This window comes from Falcatimonas sp. MSJ-15 (assembly GCF_018918265.1).
Lineage (GTDB): Bacteria > Bacillota > Clostridia > Lachnospirales > Lachnospiraceae > Falcatimonas.
The window spans coordinates 72,474-92,979 of the sequence record NZ_JAHLQC010000010.1 but is presented as its reverse complement, the minus strand read 5'-3'; the positions used below and the strand labels follow the sequence as shown (position 1 = coordinate 92,979).

The window sequence follows — 20,506 nt, the reverse complement described above, 5'->3', positions numbered from 1 at the left end:
ATCACACATATCAGAGAATAGATGCAATATACAGAGCAAATATATATCTTAGATATAATAATGAGGGAATGATGTCAATGGTAATAACCGAACCAGGAAGTGAGAGCGGGTAAAATCATCGAAACTGATAGATGTTACGTTGGCAAGAAGAGAAGATGGAAAGATGGCGCTTTCATTTGAAATTTTGGACGGAAAATATAGCTTGGTATTTGTTATTTTCTGTATCGATATGATAAAAGTGTGTGAGAAAAGCGGAAAAGAAATGATTATATCTACAGCCTTTACAAGATGGAAATATTGGCAAGAAATGTTTGGAAAGCGTAAGATTGTAAGAAAAGATGTTTCGCAGACGGTTGGAAATGTAAGTTATACTCTGATGACCGATGGGTTGACAAAGTTTATGGAGGAATAGGAAAATGGAAGTAAACGAATACAGAACTATGCTGCAAACGGAGATTGATATTGCTGCTGAAACAGGTATGTCAAATCCTGAGGAAGAATTTTTAAAAAAAATTACAGATATTTTGAAGGATGGTGAAGAATTTGATGATTTTACAGAATGCTTCTATGAAGGGGAAACAAAACATAAGGCAAAGATGAGAATTGATGGATATGCAATGGATGAAATAGATGGAAGCTGTTCTGTTTTTATTACGGATTACAGAGGAATTTATGAAGATGATTCTGTCAGGACAGATGAGATAAACAGTATGTTCAGAAAGATAAGGTATTTTGTAGAAGAAGCAATAAAATACAAAATTTATGATGACATGGAGGAAAGTTCTGAAGTTTATGAATTTGCACAGATATTACATAATGAAATTGATAATATTAGTAAATTCAGGTTCTATTTTATTACAGATGCTTACAACAGACAGAGAGTAAAAAACATTAAAGATGATGTAATAGCAGGAAAAAATGTTGAATTAAATGTATGGGATATAAATCGTATATTTAATGTGGTAACATCAACGATGCAAAAAGAAAGTGTAGAAATATACTTGTCAGAATTTGGTATGGAAGGTATACCATGTGTAAAAGGAATGGAGTGTAATAATGTTCTTGCCGACATAGAGATTTTACCTTTGTATAACGAAGATGATGAAAAAACGGATAAAAATAACAAAATCACTTATAGTTCATATTTGGCATCGGTACCGGGACAGATTTTGTGTGATCTGTATCTTGAGTATGGTTCAAGACTGCTAGAAGGCAATGTGCGTTCTTTTCTTAGTGTTAAGGGTAAGGTTAATAAGAGCATACAGAATACAATCAAGAATTATCCAGATATGTTTTTTGCATATAATAATGGAATTGCTGCAACGGCAACAGAGATTGATACCAAGATGACAGAAAATGGTCTTGTAATCACAAGAATAAAAGACCTTCAGATAGTAAATGGAGGTCAGACAACAGCGTCGATAGCAAATGCAGTGCTTACTGCTAAAAAAGGAGAAAAGGTTAAGTTGGATAATCTTAGAGTACCAATGAAGATATCGATATTGGAGTACTATGTGTCAGAGAAAATTATTCCTAAAATTTCGGAATATTCAAATTCTCAGAATAAAGTTGATGCATCTGACTTCTTTTCTAATCATCCATTTCATATAAGAATGGAAGACTATTCTAGAAAAACGCCAGCACCAGCGGTAAATGGAAACCAATATCAGCAATATTGGTATTATGAAAGAACTAGAGGCCAGTATAACCAGGGAAAAATGAAGCTTACAGTGGGAGAAGTAAATCAGTATAAGTTAAGATATCCTGAAAATCAGGTTATAAAGATGGTTGAATTGGCAAAGTATATGGAGATATATGCAGGAGCACCGGATAAAGTCAGCAAGGGAAAGCAGGCAATAGTTAAGGCGTTTGCAGAGAAGATAAAGGTTCAGTGGATGAAATCAGACGAAGAGTTTGATGTTTATTATTTTAAAAGAGTAGTTGCCATAGCAATTATATATAAGAATGCAGACAGGATAATAAAAAATAGTGACGATTACAGAAATGGTGAAAGAAACTCTTATAAGGCTAATGTTATTGCATATATGATGAGTATTATATTTGAATATGTTCAAAAAAATGAGAAAGGCAGGAGCATTGATTTTATGCGAATATGGTCAACACAGAACATTTATCCTGAACTTGAAAAACAGATTAGAGTTTTATGGCCAGAAGTATATGATTTTATTACATCGGTAGACAGATCAACACAAAATGTTACAGAATGGTGTAAGAAAAAGGAGTGTTGGGAGAGGGCTAAAAAACGTAGATGGACAATACTTTCTGAGTTTTTGGATAGTTTGTCAGACGCAAAAAATAGGAAGAAGGATGTGGTATCAAATAAAAATTTGGAAAATGAGATAGATAATTTAAAAATGATAATTGGTGCAGGAGCCTCTTATTGGCGAAAAGTTCTTGAGTGGGGAGATACGAGAAATCTTTTGTATGATGTTGAGAAAGAAGCACTTAAATCAATTATTGCGTTATATACAACAGGTGTAATGCCAAGTGAAAGGCAACAGAGAGAGATACTTAGAGCAAGGGAAAAATTGATAAGAGAAGGAATGAGGATATAGTATTTGGCATTGTTACAATATAATAAGGATAAAGATTGTTGACAAAAGTAATATAAAGATATAATATTTGTTTTTGAACGAAAACTAAAAAGGGCGCAAGCGTCATGTTTTTCGATGAAGTTGTCAACTGTTTTTGACAAGATTTTAATAAAATTGCATTAAATAAGTATTCTCTTGCATATTTCGCTTCAATGCATTACAATAAACTTGTATTCGAGAAAATTATATCAGTTTTTAAAGCTGATCGTTATATTGTATTTTAAACACTTAAGTTTTATCAGAGGGTTTATTTTGACATATCAGGTTTTATATATTTTCGGATATATAGAACCTTTTTTGTTATCAGAGTGCATTGAAAAGGAGAAAAAAGGCATGAATGGAAGTTTAATAGATAATTTAAAAAAGATGATGGATTATGGAATGCTTGGCGTGTACAGGAGAAAGCAGCTTATAGATGAACATTCAGATATAAAGACAGTTCCGGCACTGATTAAAGCATGTTCAATAGGGGCATGGCTAAACAGAATGTATAGATTATTTGATAAAGATGGCAATGGAATTCTTCCACAGATAGAGAGTGAACTCTTTCATATGTTTGAACATCCAGTTGCAGAGATGATAGACAGATTGCCAGAGCCATACAGGACGCAGGCAACATCAGGTGTTACATACTATGGAACAGATGAACTTATAGATGACGGTGACAATGATATTATAATAACAGAAGATGGATATAGGGTATTAGAGATTAATGCGATAGCTGCGGCTAAAGATAAGGCAGAGCAGATGAACGAATATGATGAGTATAACATATATCAGAATATGAATGAGAACAATTATGTAGACAAGAGACAGTTTATTATCAGTGGAGACAATGATTATATTTCGGTACAGGATTTAATTGTGGATGCAGATAAAAGAAGATTTAAAGAGAATTATCCGGAGTTATTCCAATTAGTATATAAGAGAAATGAAAGAACGGACTTATACAGGTGCTACCACTGCGGCATGATATTAAAAGAGAGAAAAGTTGGAGATTTTTCGTGTGTTTCAAAAGAATGCAATCGTTATTTGGACAAAAAAATAAAGATGGATACGACAGCGGGTTGGATAATGAGAGATGTTGTGGTTCAGAGCATACGCTATCCAGGACAGCTTGAACTTAAGATAAAAGATGTTCTTGAGAAAGCTATAGAAAAAGGTACTGTGAAATCATATGACATATGGCCTGGTAAATGGGAAGGAACTAATGATACATGGGATTTTAGGGTATATATGAGTGATGGCAGTATTCTTCTTCTTGATGCCAAAAATGTTACCAATCTATATTGGATAATTAATGATAAGAGAGAATATATGGACGGTGCCAAATTTTGGTATGTTGTACCTGACAGCAAAGAGAAGAGATATGTTGATATTATTAACGAAAATATAGCATATGACGGAATTGCAGGATGTTTAAAAGTTAGAGAACTTAAGAAGATGTTGGGGGTAAAATAATGTTAAAGACAGGAAGAGAACTTAAGAATATTTCAAACATTGTTAAGAAAAATATGGAACTTACAATGAGTAGTGATGAATTTGTGAAGATTGAGCTATTACTCAGGCTGGCGGAACGTCTAGGGGAAACTCAGGATGTAGACATTCTGTATATGCTAATATCAAGACAGGAATTAATATTTAAAGAAAAATATGATAGTAAAGATTTTTTGATTATGAATGCAAGAGTGGTGCTTTGGGAATTTACTTATCCAGCGAAATATAGAGATGTGCTTGAAATATATTGTACGAGTGATAATAAAAGATACGCTATGTACACTGTTGAGGATAATGCCATTAAGAAAAATCCTGAGAGAATCTCTGTATATGATGACAGGCATGTGGATTATGATTATATACTTGAGAATGCTTTCTATATGCAGAATGACAAAAGAAATCTAAAAAAAATAAAATTTGATGAAATATATTTAGCAACGGTAAAACCTGATAAGGAGATTCGTATACGATTTAAAGAACTGGATGGCATGACTGATAAGTTTACTGCAAGAGACAGAAAAGGCACAATTGTAAGGATGTCGGTAAGAAAAATATTAGAGGCAGCAGATCGTATTGATATGCACGAGGGCAGTCGCTACAGAAGTGGAGTGCTTGAAAATCATATATATGATGTTATTGATAATGACAAAGTGCCTAGTAGTGATTTTACGATAAAAGGAGTGTGTAACGTAGCTGGGCAGGTAGGGGCAGGCAAATCAACTTTTGCAGATTCTTTAAGTGTAGCTGCAATGGATGATGGATACAGAATTGTTATGATATTGGCATCGGTTGATGATGTAATTAAGAAGGCCGAGCTTTTGGATAAAATGGGTTATAAGGTATGTACACTGATTGCAGATTCAGGAAGAAAGAGACATATTGAAAATCAGATGAGAGACAGGGCATATCTTTCATTTTTTACATCAGGAGTACTTCAGCAGCCATGTCTGCTTAATGCACTGACTGAAGAACCTAATGATATTATAGAATATGGAGAAGAACCCTGTACATCATTAAAAAAACCAACAGATAAAAATGTAAATGAAAAAATAAGATCAGAGACGTATGTCTGTCCATACTATGATAACTGTCCGAAGACTCAAAATGCTAGAAAGATAAAGAGTGCAGATATAGTTCTGACAACACTTTCAGGTTTTTCACTTTGTAGTTTTGGAAAAGAGAAAGAGCAATTCATGATCTACGCACTTATGAATTTTGATCTTGTTATTATGGATGAGATTGATAACGCTCTGTGTCAGTTGGATGATATATTTTCAACAGAGATTTCAGTTGAAGAATTTATCAGAAGAACAGCAGATTATCATTATAATTATAATAAAAAAGGTATATCAAATAAGAAAAATAGATATGAAGATGAACTGATGTTAAAAATAGGGAAGTTTGCTTATTTAGCTAATTGGATAAATCGAACTGTTAATGATGAAAAAGCAGGATGGAAGTCAAGTCAGTTACGTGATTTTTCGTTGGTTTCACTGCTTAAAAGTATAGAGAATAGACTTAAAGATAGTGGAGAGTACGGCAGAGAGATATTTAGTGAATTAGAGAAACTTATAAAAAATGTCAATGTGAGAAAAGATGAGGCAGAGTTATTATATCTTGCAGAGGAGAGCAGGTTTGAGGAATATATGATAAATAAGCTGTCTGAGGTTACCTGTAATTCTATTGGAAGAATGAATGAGAAAAATAGTATGAAGGTAGCTGATAACAGAGTGAGAAAGATAGAGGACAAGATTAGTAAGTTTGACAGATGTACACAGGAGCGAATTAATTTTATTCTGAGAGTAATAGCTTTTCAGAGAATATATGAGGACATAGATAATATTGTAGAAATAATGGATAATCTGCCAGATGAGTTTAAGGCGATTATTGATTGGAACTGTAAACGTCATAGAAAGCTAATGCCTGATACACCGTTAGGAAGAGGAATCTCGTTTAGGGTAAATAGTGACAGCATAAGCATAAAAAAGCAAAGCGTGATAGGAAGACTACTTGCATTAAAGATGCCATATATGATACTCGGAAGTGATGGAAGTCCTAAAGGACCTAATGTGCTTATGATGTCAGGAACGGGATATATTCCAGGTTCTAATATGTATCATGTAGGTGACAAAGTTGACTATATAATTGAAGCTGAGAAAGAAAAGACAGATTTTATAAGCAGAACAGAGATGATTAATGTAAGGAGTGAGTATAGAATATCAGGACAGGATGATGAGAAGAAAGATAGGAATATAGGACTCCTAATACAGAGTGAGCAGAATTCTATTATGAGATGTGTGAATAATGGAGAGAGAATTCTCATGACTGTTAATAGTTATGAGCAGGCAGAGATAGCATATAAGGCAGTTGACAGGATACTTTGCAAGAATAAATCAAATTATCGGGCATATTATCTTAAGCCTGACAGCAGCGGATGGAGATATGAAGCTGATGGTATAGAGAAGAGTATAAGTAGACGTAATATAACTAAGTTTGATAAAGAAATCCTTATTGCACCAGCATGGGTTATTGGAAGAGGCTACAATATAGTAGATAATTTGGGAAATTCGTGGTTTGATACAGTGATGTTTTTAGTAAGACCGATGCTAAATCCGATGGATTATAAGATTATTATCCAAAAGATTAATGGCTATATTATGAATAATTACAGAGACAGGAATTATTCATACAGGATTGACGTGATGAAAGAACTTAGAAAAGAGTCGTTCAGTATGTATAATGCTCTTAATTATCCTGTGGGAGCTTTGTGGATGCTTGAGGATAAAGACAAGACAGATGTAATTGCAACTTTATTTGTTATACTTCAGCAGGTATTTGGGCGTCTGTGCAGAGTTGGAGAATCTGTCAAAGAAAAAAATCTTAAGATATATTGGATGGATGGTGCATTTTTTGTTTCTGGTGAGAAACAGTTTGATACTATATCTGAGCTCACACGATATCTTGAGAGAATAATAGAGAATGGTAGCAACAGCATAGTTGCGAGGACACTGTATAAACCGTTTTATGAGGCACTGAAAATGATAAAAGATTAATGATATATGTAAAAAACATAAAGAATAATTATTATGAAGGAGATGTAGAACTTATGAACCCTAATTACATAATTCCAATGACACTTGTATTAGATAAAAAAATTGAAAAAGAGGTACATTTTTTAACGCTTCCAGGTGAATTAAAGGAGTCGCTTACAAGACTTGAGGAATTATCTAGAAACGGACAGGATCTAAGAGGACGATTTATTCGTGAAAAGCATAATCTTCCGTTAAATTCTTTGAAAAAAATGTTTATCACATATATGCCGGGAGTAACGGACATGAAGGCTGTTGGTTATAATACGGATGATAGGAGGTGGCTGATAAGTGTTGATAAGATTGATGCAGTTCAGATAGTACAGATTATAAGAGTATGGATAGATGCTTTTTACATCCAGGAGACAGAGCTTGATAAAATAAGAAATAATGATAATAATACTAAAAAGTATGCGCAGGAAGTAATAGATAGACTGAATGCAGATATTTTTAATGGCTGTGAATATACAGAAAATATAGTACTGTTTGCTAATGGTGAGGTTGCTGATAAAGATGCATATTCATTACTCCCGCTTATCGCAGTTAATGAACTGGTATCGACAGAAGTAACTGTAGGTGGAAAACATTCTGTATGGATGTATTCGGATAAAAATCAAATTGTTACCAATCCACTTGCTTATACGGGAAAAGGAGGTAAAGAAAGATTCTCTTTTGTAGCATCTTTTAGTGTTCAGACATTGCCTCCGTATAACAGAGCATATCTGAATGTGAATATATCGTCAAGACGATGGATAAGTCACAATAATTTTGAAAAAATCCCTTATTATAGAGATGAAAAAAGTGTCTATGCCAAAGTTAGTGGTAACAAATTGCAGCATATGTATGCCAAATATGATGCAACAACAAGTGAGTTTGAATGGACATATGCGGATCAAAGACTTTTTAGAGCAATGTATGCAACGGATAATGTTGTCAAATTCAATGATATAATAATTCATCCCGAAGAATACAGCAGGGGTCAGGATTATATGGATTACTATATTGTCTATGAGTATGGAATGAAGATAGGAAAAACAGATATGAATGATCAGGATGCAGGAATAAGTGTAATGGATAGAAGAGAGATATTCAGTGATATCGAGAACAAACTTAATGCTTATAGTAGTGGAGAGAAGCAGTCGTGGAGAACAGAAGGTACTGATTCTCTTACAAAAAGCATATTTACATCTGATTTTTTAATAAATGAAGAATACAGGGAGATATTTGAGAATAATGTAGCTGCGATATGTGGAGATGGTGGATATACGGTAGAAGTATGTTATAGTTCAGGTCAGGAAGAAATAAGAGATGCTCTGTGTGAGAGACTGCAGGTTCACTTTAAAAATACCAAAGTAGTGGTGAACATGGTTTTAATTAGAAATCTTACGGAAAATCTTGTGTGTGAAGATTCTAAGAAGAAGAAAAACAACAGGGGGTATCATCAGAGAATTAAGGAGGTTTATGATGAACTTGGTATGGCAGTAGGACCTACAATATCAATAGTGATAATTCATAATCAGGATTATTACAAAATCAATGGTATAACAGATTCTAAAGCAGATCCGAAAGCAGCACTTAGAATGGGTTTTGCCAAGACAGGCAGGCTTACACAGTTTATTACTGTTGAAGCATACAGAGATCCAAAAAGCGAATCAGACAGTAGAGATAATAAGCAGAAAAAACGTAAAAAATCGAAAGAAATAGAAATGGATAAATTGAATTCAAATGATTCAAAGAAAGATAAACCCAATATGGTTTTAAAAAGTACTATACTGGATGTATACAGGCAGGTGGGAATTCATAATAGTGCTGTAAAAGTGAAAAGAAAAGGTGGTATCTCTCTCTGGGATAATATAAAAGTGGGAATTCATGTTGTTAATTACAAAAATCTGATGAATGATGTTAATATAGCACCATTTCCACTCATAGTATCATGCGATTTTGCCAATGAAATAATCATGGTTCAGACAGAACTAATTATAATGTCAAAGATTACTAACCGTAGAGAAAGAGTAGAAAAAATTAACTGCAGATATGATGAGTTTCCACTAAAAATTTGTAGAATAATAACAGAGCTTGAAAGTGGAAAGAGGATAATACCTTCGGAGCATTTTATAAAAGACTGGTTTGAAGGGCTTGTTGCAAACAGAGAATATGAAATTATGATGCTTGCGGATGGAGTAACAAGAAGGATTGTCAGTGGAATTACGAATAAGGAGATAAAAGATAATTATTGCGAAGAGACAGGCAATGTGTATGCGATTGGAATTAATAGTAACACAAGAGATATTGGCTTTACAATAAAACTTGATGATTACAGTAATGTTCAGTTTCTGAGAATACGTGCCAATGATGAAGTTCCTGATTATATTCTTATGGAGAATGATACAGGTGACGGATTTAAAGAGGGTTACGGTATCTACAGTTTTGAGAATGTGTACTATTCCAAGGATGCAAGGCCAGAATATGAGAAGAATAACATAAAAGAGGATATAACTAAGATTAATAATGATAGTGCACTCTCACATAGAAGTTTGATTGAGATATATCCTGTATATCTTGGTAACAGTCAAAAAAAGACAGAGTATGTAAGAGATATACATAATCTTAGAAAAGCATCAATTCAGTATGACAGTACACAGAGGACGCTTTTGCCACTGCCATTGCATCTTGCAAAATTGTTGGAGGAATATCTTATATAGAGATTACTAGTATTGGAAAATGTAAACATGTAGTGCATATTGTATGGACATATGAAAAAAGAAAAATTAAAAATTTTCAAAAAGTATTGAAATTATTATTGCAAGTCCTTTTTATTGGACAGATAATATAGCATAATAAAAAAAGAATTGGAAATAACATGTAAAATGGTATTGTTAAAAACAACCTATAACATTGATTAAAAGTATTGACAAATGCAATTTAGTGATGTATAGTGTAACCATGGTAAATAAAAAACCAGATACGCAATAAGAGTATCCGGTTCCAATGTGGGTAGATTCATACTATTCATCAATGTTATTTTTAGATTACCATAATTGTATCAGATATTAATCATTGTTTCAACATAACAATTTTAACGGAGGTGGTATTTAGTGAAGTTTGAAGCAGAGTTTACAACAAAAGATAATAAATTTCCACTGGATTACAGAAGAGTATTCATACACTTTTTTAAAAGTTTTCTCACCAGTGAGAATGTAGGTAAGAACTATGATAAGTATTACGGAGAGGCATCTCCAAAGAGTTTCACATATGCAGTTTTTTTTGAAAATCCTAAGTTTACAAAAGAGAAAATAGAATTAGAAGGTAATAATATAAAACTTATCTTCTCAACATCAGACGAGATGACAGGATATATATTTCTAGCTGGATTCTTGGCAAAGAAAAATAAGAGAGTACCATTAGAAGAAGATAATTATATGACACTTAAGACTGTAAGAAGAATTACACAGCAGACAACACAGGAGAATAAGGTAATTATTAAGATGAATTCACCACTCGTCATTAGAGAACATACTAAAGAAGGCAATAAAGATAAGTATTATTCAGTTGCAAGTGAAGAATTCGCTGTAAAAGCAGAAGATACTATAAAGGCACAGCTTAAAGCAGATGGATTTAATGATGAATGTCTTTCTGGTTTTAAGATAAAGTCATTAACCGGTAAAAAGACAGTAGCTAAGTTTTATGGCTGTTATATCGAATCAACAATAGGAACATTTCTATTAGAGGGTGAACCAATAGTGCTTAATCATCTTATTGAATCAGGAATGGGTTCAAGAAAATCAGCTGGATTTGGATGTGTTGAGATGCTGACAGACATGTTATAGAAAGGGGATGAGTGAGTCGTGAGTGATACTAATTATACATCCAGACTAGAATGTGAAGATTGGAGATGTTCGGCGGCGATAGTTGGTCTTATAAAATATCTCGAGTATCACAGTGAAGAATATGATTCTTTGCCATATAATATAGAGAATGATGTGCTTTTATATAACGAAGAAGATATAGATAAGGACAGATATATTGCATTTGCGGCAGACTATTTCTCAGACAATATGGAAAATAGGATATTGGAAAACATACTGAGAAATGAAGAATTTAGTGAAGAGCAGATAAAGTATATTAATGAACTTATGAATAAAAGAACATCTCTTAAAAAATTTTTTAAAGGCATTAAGTTTGATGGAACTAATAAGAATCAGATACTTGATATACTTAGCGATAATCGTAGTGCATTAGATGAAGAACTATATGTGCAAAGACAGTATGGATATTTTTCCAACAAAAATGCATTTTTTGATGATTGTAGCAAGACAAGATGCCGACTTGCAGGATATTATGTAGATGAAGCAAAAAAAGGACGTTCAGCAGCGTTTAATTTTAATCAGGACACATTTGAAGGAACTAACATAAAAGCTTTCGAATTTATACCATTTGCTTTTACAGATAGTTATATATCATTTTTTATTAATGATAATTCTTCTATAGAGCAGATAGTAGCAACTAATAATAAATTCTCAGAATTTATTAAAAATGATGAGAATGGAAGAAGTAAAGCGAAGAAATTATTGATTAGACAGCTTCATGACAGTGCAGATTTTATAGATTATGATGTTGAGGTAATTACTAAGGATGTAATAAATAAAGATTACTTTGAAACATTATATATAAGAAAAGATGCGATTGACATATTAAGAAGCATTAAAAATCTTGATGTATTTAATTACAGCTATAAGATATCTGATGATTATTACATTAATTTTGTTGATGAAGTATCAGACGCTATATTAAATGGAAAGACATTAAACAGTCTTATAGAGATGTGTCTTAAGAAAAATATAGGCAGCAGCTATATGATAGGAGAACTGATAAAACTAAATATAAATATAAAAGGAGTAAAGAATATGGATGGTACAATAAAGTCAGCGTATGCATGCGCACTTGAAGTAACAAAAAAGATTGACAATAACAAAATCAAGACATACAGAACAAAGATTGCCAGTGCATTGACAGCAAATGATAAGATGAGAGTATTTGATGTATTATTACAGCTTTCAAATTACTCAGAAGTTAATATGGGATTTGTATATAATCTGTATGAAGATTATGAGAAAAATATTGAAGTAGTATATGCATTTGTTAATGCACTTGGAACAGTAATTGAAAATAAAGAGAAAAATGGATCACAGGGGGAATAAGATATGGCATCATTAACATTAACAGTAGTAGCAAATATGACAAGTAACTATTCAGAAGGATTAGGAAATATTGCAAGTGTACAGAAAGTATATCGTAATGGCAGTGCATATTCAGTTCGAAGCAGAGAGAGTATGAAAAATGCAATTATGGTTCAGAGTGGTTTCTATGATGACTTAGAGACAGAAGTTGCGAAAAAAGTTAATCAGAAGATTGCAAGTGAAGATAACAATGCTGCAACTAAGAGAGCACTTGAAGGCGGATATATGTATACTAATACAAAGACATATATCAGAAACAGCTCATTTTATCTTACAGATGCTATATCAAGTGAGAGATTTAATAATGAAGCAAGATTTCATAATAACCTTTATATGGCATCTAATTATGCTAAAAATCATGGCATAAATCTTCAGGAAAAAGCAGGAGATGCCGGACTTATGCCATATCAGTATGAATATGAGAAATCTCTTAAGACATACAGTATAACAATAGATCTTGATATGATTGGCAAGGATGAGAACTTTAATGCAGAAGCAGATGCTAATGAGAAAGCTGACAGAGTAATTGCACTTGTTGAAGCTGTAAGAAACTTAAGCCTTGTAGTTAAAGGCAATCTTGATAATGCAGAACCACAATTTATTGTTGGTGGTATCTCAAAGAGAAAAACACATTATTTTGAAAATGTTGTAAGAGTTAATTCAGACAGAATAGAGTTATCACAGGATCTTAAAGACAAGCTATCAGAAGGATTCTCAGTAGCATTATTACATGGAAATGCATTTGTTAATGAGCAGGATATAGTAAAAGAATTATCACCAGTGTCAATGAAAGAATTCTTTGATAAAGTAGAAGATGAAGTAAGAAAATACTATGGTATTTAAGGATGTGATTGATTATGAAGGCGTTAAGAATACATCTTACACAGTCAAGTGCTAACTACAGAAAAGAAGAGACAATACAAAATAAAATGACATATCCTCTGCCACCATTTTCTACAATTATAGGGGCAATTCATAATGCATGTGGATTTAAAGAATATAAGGAGATGCGTATAAGTATTCAGGGAGATTATAAGTCCATGGGTAAAGAAGCATACAGAGATCAGGCATTTCTTAATACAACTTTTGAAGATAGAGGAACACTTGTAAAAATGGCTAATTCAGACTGTCTTTCAAGTGGATACATTAAAGTCGCATCTGCATTAAAACAGGGTAGCAGTTTCAGAAAAGGAACTGATATTGCAGTACATAATGAAGAACTTCTTGAAGAATATAGACAGCTTAAAGATCTTAATGATAAGATACAACAGGAGAAAAAAGAAGTTATAAAACCTAAAATCGATGAGCTAAAAGAGAAAAGAAAAGAGCTTTCTAGTAAAAAGAAAGCTCTTGACAAGAACTCAGAGGAATATAAAGAACTTGACAGACAGGACAAAGAATTAAAAGCAGAAATAGATCGAATTACAGCAGAGTCAAAAGAATATGAAGAAGAAAATTTTGCAAAACCATATTCAAGATTTCGTACACTGAATGGTTCAATAAAGTATTATGAAGTTCTTTATGATATTGAACTGTATATTCATGTTATTGCCAAAGAAGAAATCTTAGAAGCTATATATAACAATGCTTACAATATAACATCAATAGGAAGAAGTGAAGATTTTGTTGATGTTAAAGAAGTAAGTTATGTTGAATTAGAGGAGCCTGATAAGGACTATGAATCATCATTTCATGCATATATATCAGCTGAAGCAGTTGAAGATAATGGATTTGGAGCATCTGTGTATAGAATAGGGAATGAAAGCAAACATGGTTCACAGGGTACTAAGTATTACATAGGCAAAAATTATGAGGTAATAAATAATAAGAGAAAATTTAAAAAACTTAAAGTTTATTATATATCAAATTACTGTGTGGATCAGGAATCAGAAGACGTATATATTGATAAAACTGGTGAAACACCTCTTATAGTGGAATTTGGTAAGATGGATAAGATAGCTGATAACTGATGCAGTAGGGGATTGATTTTGTAACAAGTAACATGAAACACTCATTTATATTAAAATATTAATATATAGTATAAATGAGTGTTTTTTATTAAAAGGGATGGAAGTGTATATATGATTGATTTAAGCAGATACAAGGCGAAAGATAACAAGACAGTAAGGGAACATTCAGATGATGTAATACAAAGAGCAATAACATTACATGATAGGGGATATATTAAAGAGGAAAGAATCTACAATATGCTTCTAAAGGCATGTGAATATCATGATTATGGAAAAATTAATAGAGAATTTCAGCATAGAATAGAATGTAAGACGAAGTTTGATGTAGAGCATGAGATATCACATAATGTATTGTCCATTTATTTTATAGATCCTAGAATTGATGATTATGAGATAATAGCATGTAGTGTCTTATTTCATCATAATTATTGTGAAGAACTAGATGTGATGCAGAATCAGAAAGAACTTATAAACGAACTTTTGTATGATTTTTCCGAAGATATTTATCCAATTGGCAATAGAATGATTAAGAAGATAGAAGAACTTATAAATGAAATTGATAAAACTAAATATAATAAAAACCCAAAATTATTTGAAATTAAAACTAAGCAACATAATGAATTGGTAAAAGTAAAAGGACTACTTCACAGATGTGATTATAGTGCAAGTGCAGAAACAGATATTGAATATCCGGCAGATTATCTTACAGATAAACTTGACAATATGATGAAGGAATGGCAGAAAGAAAAGCCTGAAGCAGGGTGGAATGAACTTCAGGAGTTTTGCAGAAAACATACAGATGACAATATTATTGTTACAGCACAGACCGGAATGGGAAAAACAGAAGCTGGTCTTTGGTGGATGGGAGATAACAAAGGATTTTTTGTACTTCCATTAAAAACAGCAATTAATGCAATATATGATAGAGTAAAAAATGTAATTATTAAAAATGAAAATATAGATACAAGATTAGGTCTTTTACACTCAGATACTATGTCTTATTACAGTCATCAGGATAATGAAACAAATTTTATGGATTATTATACAAAGACGAAATCTTTAGCTATGCCTCTTACAATATCAACACTTGATCAGCTTTTTGATTTTGTATTTAAGTACAGAGGATATGAGATGAAGTTAGTTACACTTGCTTATTCAAAACTTGTAATTGACGAGATACAGATGTATAGTGCAGACATACTTGCATATCTTGTCTATGGGATAAGAAAGATAATTGAACTTGGAGGAAAAGTAGCGATATTAACAGCAACATTATCGCCTTTTATAAAAGATATATTGAAGGAAGAAGCTTTTATGGAAGATGTATGTGAAGCTGGTTTTACTAATGATATGAAGAGACATAATGTAAAGGTTATAGAAGATAGACTTGACTGTGCAATGATTGCAGATATATATAATAAAAGACTTGAAGAAGGAAAAACAGACAAAATACTTGTAGTATGTAATACTGCAAAAAAATCACAGGAAGTATATCGAATATTAAATGAAGAATATGGTATTGAAGATATTAATCTTCTCAATAATAAATTCACTAAAAATGATAGAGCCGAAAAGGAAAAACAAATATTTGAATTTGGAAAAACAGAAAATACAAATGACGCAGGAATATGGGTTGCTACTTCAATTGTAGAAGCAAGTCTTGACATAGATTTTGATATTCTTTTTACAGAATTATCAGATATAAATGGGCTGTTTCAACGACTTGGAAGATGTAATAGAAAAGGTAAAAAAAGTGTAGAAGAATATAATTGTTACATTTTTACAGAAATTGATAGCAAAATTTTAAAGAGAGAACCAAATGGTAAAGGATTTATAGATGAATATCTATATAGTATATCAAAAGAAGCGATACTTAAAGTAGATGGTGTGTTATCAGAAGAAGATAAAATGAAGATTATAGATGAACACTTTACAACAGAAAAAGTGAAGAATAGTCCATACTATAAAAGATATGAAGGGAGTATGCAACTTATAAAATCACTAAGAGTCGGTGAGGATGGAAATCCTAATAAATTAAGAGATATCGATTCAGAAGATGTTATACCATCTCCGGTATATGATGATAACAGAGAAGAGATAAATGCTATTGTTAATAGACTTCATAGTGAAGATTGTAATAAAGCAGAAAAAGTAGATCTTATGGATAGAATGCGTGGATTTATGGTATCAGTTCCGGGTTATGAAGTTGCAAAGAGTACAACGTCACAAGTTATAGAAGTCAGTAAATATAACAAAGTTAAAGTTATGCAGTGTGCATATGATAGTAAAATTGGAGTAAGAGAATCAGAAGAAGGAAATGTAATATTTGTATCTTAATAGAATGGGGTAATGTGCTATGCAAAAAGAGATTACAGGAATGATGATTTATTATTACTATGTGTGTAAAAGAAAATTGTGGTATTTTTACAATGAAATTGCGATGGAATCTTCTAATGATGATGTTGCACTTGGAAAGATAATTGATGAGAACAGTTATAAGAATGACGAGAAACATATCAATATTAACAATGTAATTAATATTGATTACATAAAAAAAGATAACATACTTCATGAGATTAAGAAAAGTAATAAGATAGAAGAAGCTTCTATATGGCAGGTAAAGTACTATCTGTATTATTTAAAACAAAGAGGAGTAATTACAAAAGGGATTATAGATTATCCACTTTTAAAACAAAATGTAGAGGTGGAATTAACAGAAGATGATGAGAAGGCAATAAAAATACTTGTTGATGATATATACAGAATTGTAAAAGAGAATTTGCCGCCAATACTTGAAAAAAAGACTTTTTGTAAGAAATGTGCATATTATGAGATGTGTTATATCTAGATGGGGGGAAATGTATGCAGAGTAGTTTGTATATATATAAAGGTGGCAGATTAAGCAGAAAAGATAATACATTAAGATTTCTTGATTCTAGTGGAGAAAAGAGAGATATACCTGTTGAGAGTGTCAAAGAGATCTATGTTATGACAGAGATGGAGCTTAATGTCAGTTTGTTAAACTTATTATCAAAGTATGGAATAGTAGTTCATTTTTTTAATTACTATGATAATTACATAGGAAGTTTTATACCAAAAGAGAAACTTTTGTCTGGAAGAACTCTTGTTAAACAGGTAGAACATTATACTGACTACGATAAGAGACTTATAATAGCTCAAAAGTTTATTCAAGGTGCCTCTGCCAATATATATCGTAATCTAAGATATTATAATGGCAGAGGTAAAGATTTACAATTGTATATGAATGATATTGATGATTATAGAAAAAATATCAAAAAATCAAAGAGTATCGAAGAATTAATGGGAATCGAAGGTAATATAAGACATAAGTATTATAGCGCATGGCAGGTAATAATTAATCAAGAGATTGAGTTTGAAAAAAGAGTTATGCATCCACCAGATAATATGATAAATAGTATGATATCTTTTGTTAATATGCTCATATATACAAAGACACTTACAGCGATATATCAGACACAATTAAATCCAACAATAAGTTATCTTCATGAACCAGGAGAAAGAAGATATTCGTTAAGTCTTGATATATCAGAAGTTTTTAAGCCAATACTTGGAGACAGATTGATTTTCTCGCTTTTAAACAGGCAGCAGATAACAGAGAAAAGTTTTACAAAAGAACTTAATTATCTTCATCTGGAGAAAGAAGCATCACAGACAATAGTTCAGGAACTTGAAAAAAAGTTACAATCAACAATAAAGCATAAAGAACTTGGACGAGATGTGTCATATCAGCATTTGATGAAACTAGAATGTTATAAGCTTATTAAGCATATTATTGGAGAAAAGGAGTATGAGCCATTTGAAATATGGTGGTAAGTGAAAGATATGTATGTAATTCTTGTATATGATATAACAATGGATGATAGGGGAAAAAAGATTCTTCCTAAAGTGTTTAAGTGTTGTAAAAAATATCTTAATCATATTCAAAATTCAGTATTTGAAGGCGTACTTACCGAAGCAAAGCTGAAGCAGTTAGAAATTGATATAAAAAAGTTAGTTAGAAAAGATGAGGATTCTGTAATTATCTTCAAATCTCGAAATGAGAGGTGGCTTGAAAAAGAATATTGGGGAAAGAAAGATGATAATACATCAATGTTCATTTGATTCTGTCGACCAGAGATATGTGAAAAATATGCGGAGATCGACAATGTTGCTAAATGAAAGAAATGAATAAGAAAAAATGATAAAGAGTTTTAATTATGATTGAGATAAGGATGAAAAATTAACATGTAGACAAAAAAGGGGATTACAAAGGAGGAAAGTTGTAGTATAATTAGTGACGGATATGAATCTTACCATAGTGGAATTTAAAGGATAAATATAGCTTAATTGGACTTAATAAGATTGTAGAATATGAATCTTACCATAGTGGAATTTAAAGGCCATTCTTGCGTCATTAATCTTATCCCTTGACATATATGAATCTTACCATAGTGGAATTTAAAGTAGTATCCTTATATTAATAATTATGTTGGAGGACAATATGAATCTTACCATAGTGGAATTTAAAGTTGCTTCGCTTGAAAATGAAGAAAAAAAAGTTTTAAATATGAATCTTACCATAGTGGAATTTAAAGAGCATTACATATTCTAGCATATTTCATGCAAAAATATATGAATCTTACCATAGTGGAATTTAAAGATTTAGGGATTTTATCAAGCCCTATTTGTGGATTTCTATATGAATCTTACCATAGTGGAATTTAAAGTTATTTTAGCACTTCATGACTAACAATCGTGGCACGATATGAATCTTACCATAGTGGAATTTAAAGTAACTATCATAAATGGTTGGAAAATCATCATTAACATATGAATCTTACCATAGTGGAATTTAAAGTTATCAACAACAACATAATGTTTATAACCCCAACTAATATGAATCTTACCATAGTGGAATTTAAAGATGAGCAGAAGCGAAACGGAAAATAAAATTGAAAGAAGATATGAATCTTACCATAGTGGAATTTAAAGTCTTTGATGTAATAGAACAAATATTCGATACAATCATATGAATCTTACCATAGTGGAATTTAAAGGCAATTGCAGCAACTGTTTTCTTCTCCATGCCAGTATATGAATCTTACCATAGTGGAATTTAAAGTTGTAAACACCAAGATAGAAGACATCTTTTGGTGTATATGAATCTTACCATAGTGGAATTTAAAGACAATGGGGATGACGAAGCAGGTACGAAGCAGAAGATATGAATCTTACCATAGTGGAATTTAAAGGACTATATATATGATGACATTATAGTAAAAACAAATATGAATCTTACCATAGTGGAATTTAAAGATACAGGAACCGGTTTCATTTGACGAGGACGGAGAATATGAATCTTACCATAGTGGAATTTAAAGCGAATATAGGATTTTAAATTGCTATGTCGCTACACATATGAATCTTACCATAGTGGAATTTAAAGTTTGCCCTCCGCCCGCTCCGTGGCGTTGCTACTTATATGAATCTTACCATAGTGGAATTTAAAGTAAAGACCTGTACGTTAATGAATTGATAGACTTGGATATGAATCTTACCATAGTGGAATTTAAAGTGGAGCAGCAGTTTAAGAACGGCGAAGCATCCGCATATGAATCTTACCATAGTGGAATTTAAAGTATTACCACATTGAATGAACAAATAGGGGAAATAGATATGAATCTTACCATAGTGGAATTTAAAGACGGAATGGAAGCGGACAAGGTAACAGATGTTTCTATATGAATCTTACCATAGTGGAATTTAAAGATTGAATGAACAAATAGGGGAAATAGTGGCAAGCAATATGAATCTTACCATAGTGGAATTTAAAGTCTTCTGCCAACTGTGAAAATGATTTTCCGGTCTTATATGAATCTTACCATAGTGGAATTTAAAGAAAGTAGCAGATAAGATTGTGAAAGAAGCAGAAAAGATATGAATCTTACCATAGTGGAATTTAAAGCTTTTACCGTCACGTTCATTGCTCTTATCTTTATTATATGAATCTTACCATAGTGGAATTTAAAGTTTTTTCTCTAGCTGTCGCAAGTTCTGTCTTGAGATATGAATCTTAC

13 protein-coding genes and 1 CRISPR repeat array (1 of these 14 running past the window's edge) are annotated in these 20,506 nt (G+C 31.9%); all 13 genes read left to right on the top strand.

Going from position 1 to position 20,506, the window contains the following annotated elements; genetic code table 11:
* Positions 1–139 precede the first annotated feature (139 nt).
* The 13 genes from KQI85_RS09235 (at position 140) to cas2 (ending at position 18,551) form a co-directional block, all read left to right on the top strand.
* Entirely contained in the window at positions 140–412 is a 273-nt protein-coding gene (locus KQI85_RS09235; protein WP_216575809.1) for a hypothetical protein, read from the top strand.
* A 4-nt stretch (positions 413–416) separates the two neighbouring features.
* Positions 417–2,576 carry an AIPR family protein gene (locus KQI85_RS09230; RefSeq protein WP_216575808.1) on the top strand — a complete coding sequence of 720 codons (2,160 nt, stop codon included), beginning with the start codon at positions 417–419 and terminating at the stop codon, positions 2,574–2,576.
* 372 nt (positions 2,577–2,948) lie between these two features.
* On the top strand, positions 2,949–4,076 hold the full coding sequence (locus tag KQI85_RS09225) for a hypothetical protein (protein ID WP_216575807.1): 1,128 nt from the start codon (positions 2,949–2,951) through the stop codon (positions 4,074–4,076).
* Positions 4,076–7,165, top strand: a complete 3,090-nt coding sequence (locus tag KQI85_RS09220) for a hypothetical protein (RefSeq protein ID WP_216575806.1) — start codon at positions 4,076–4,078, stop codon at positions 7,163–7,165. The genes KQI85_RS09225 and KQI85_RS09220 overlap by 1 nt, the downstream gene beginning before the upstream one ends.
* Complete coding sequence (locus KQI85_RS09215) at positions 7,165–9,903, top strand: pPIWI_RE module domain-containing protein (RefSeq protein ID WP_216575805.1); 2,739 nt, start codon at positions 7,165–7,167, stop codon at positions 9,901–9,903. The genes KQI85_RS09220 and KQI85_RS09215 overlap by 1 nt, the downstream gene beginning before the upstream one ends.
* A 393-nt stretch (positions 9,904–10,296) precedes the next feature.
* Positions 10,297–11,028, top strand: a complete 732-nt coding sequence (cas6, locus tag KQI85_RS09210) for a CRISPR-associated endoribonuclease Cas6 (RefSeq protein WP_216575804.1) — start codon at positions 10,297–10,299, stop codon at positions 11,026–11,028.
* 18 nt (positions 11,029–11,046) lie between these two features.
* Positions 11,047–12,399, top strand: a complete 1,353-nt coding sequence (gene cas8a1 / locus KQI85_RS09205; protein WP_216575803.1) for a type I CRISPR-associated protein Cas8a1/Csx8 — start codon at positions 11,047–11,049, stop codon at positions 12,397–12,399.
* Between the two features lie 3 nt (positions 12,400–12,402).
* Complete coding sequence (gene cas7i, locus KQI85_RS09200) at positions 12,403–13,281, top strand: type I-B CRISPR-associated protein Cas7/Cst2/DevR (RefSeq protein WP_216575802.1); 879 nt, start codon at positions 12,403–12,405, stop codon at positions 13,279–13,281.
* A 14-nt stretch (positions 13,282–13,295) separates the two neighbouring features.
* Positions 13,296–14,408, top strand: a complete 1,113-nt coding sequence (cas5, locus tag KQI85_RS09195; protein ID WP_216575801.1) for a CRISPR-associated protein Cas5 — start codon at positions 13,296–13,298, stop codon at positions 14,406–14,408.
* 111 nt (positions 14,409–14,519) lie between these two features.
* Positions 14,520–16,745 carry a CRISPR-associated helicase Cas3' gene (gene cas3 / locus KQI85_RS09190; protein ID WP_216575800.1) on the top strand — a complete coding sequence of 742 codons (2,226 nt, stop codon included), beginning with the start codon at positions 14,520–14,522 and terminating at the stop codon, positions 16,743–16,745.
* 19 nt (positions 16,746–16,764) lie between these two features.
* Positions 16,765–17,256, top strand: coding sequence for a CRISPR-associated protein Cas4 (gene cas4, locus KQI85_RS09185; RefSeq protein ID WP_216575799.1), 492 nt, complete (start codon positions 16,765–16,767; stop codon positions 17,254–17,256).
* A 14-nt stretch (positions 17,257–17,270) separates the two neighbouring features.
* A complete protein-coding gene (gene cas1b / locus KQI85_RS09180; protein ID WP_216575798.1) occupies positions 17,271–18,263 on the top strand; it encodes a type I-B CRISPR-associated endonuclease Cas1b in 993 nt (330 codons plus the stop codon).
* A gap of 9 nt (positions 18,264–18,272) precedes the next feature.
* The gene (gene cas2 / locus KQI85_RS09175) at positions 18,273–18,551 is read left to right on the top strand and encodes a CRISPR-associated endonuclease Cas2 (RefSeq protein WP_216575852.1); all 279 of its coding nucleotides are present in this window, start codon (positions 18,273–18,275) and stop codon (positions 18,549–18,551) included.
* 179 nt (positions 18,552–18,730) lie between these two features.
* Positions 18,731–20,506: direct repeats of the CRISPR family, unit length 30 nt; unit sequence ATATGAATCTTACCATAGTGGAATTTAAAG; it runs 1,857 nt beyond the window's last position.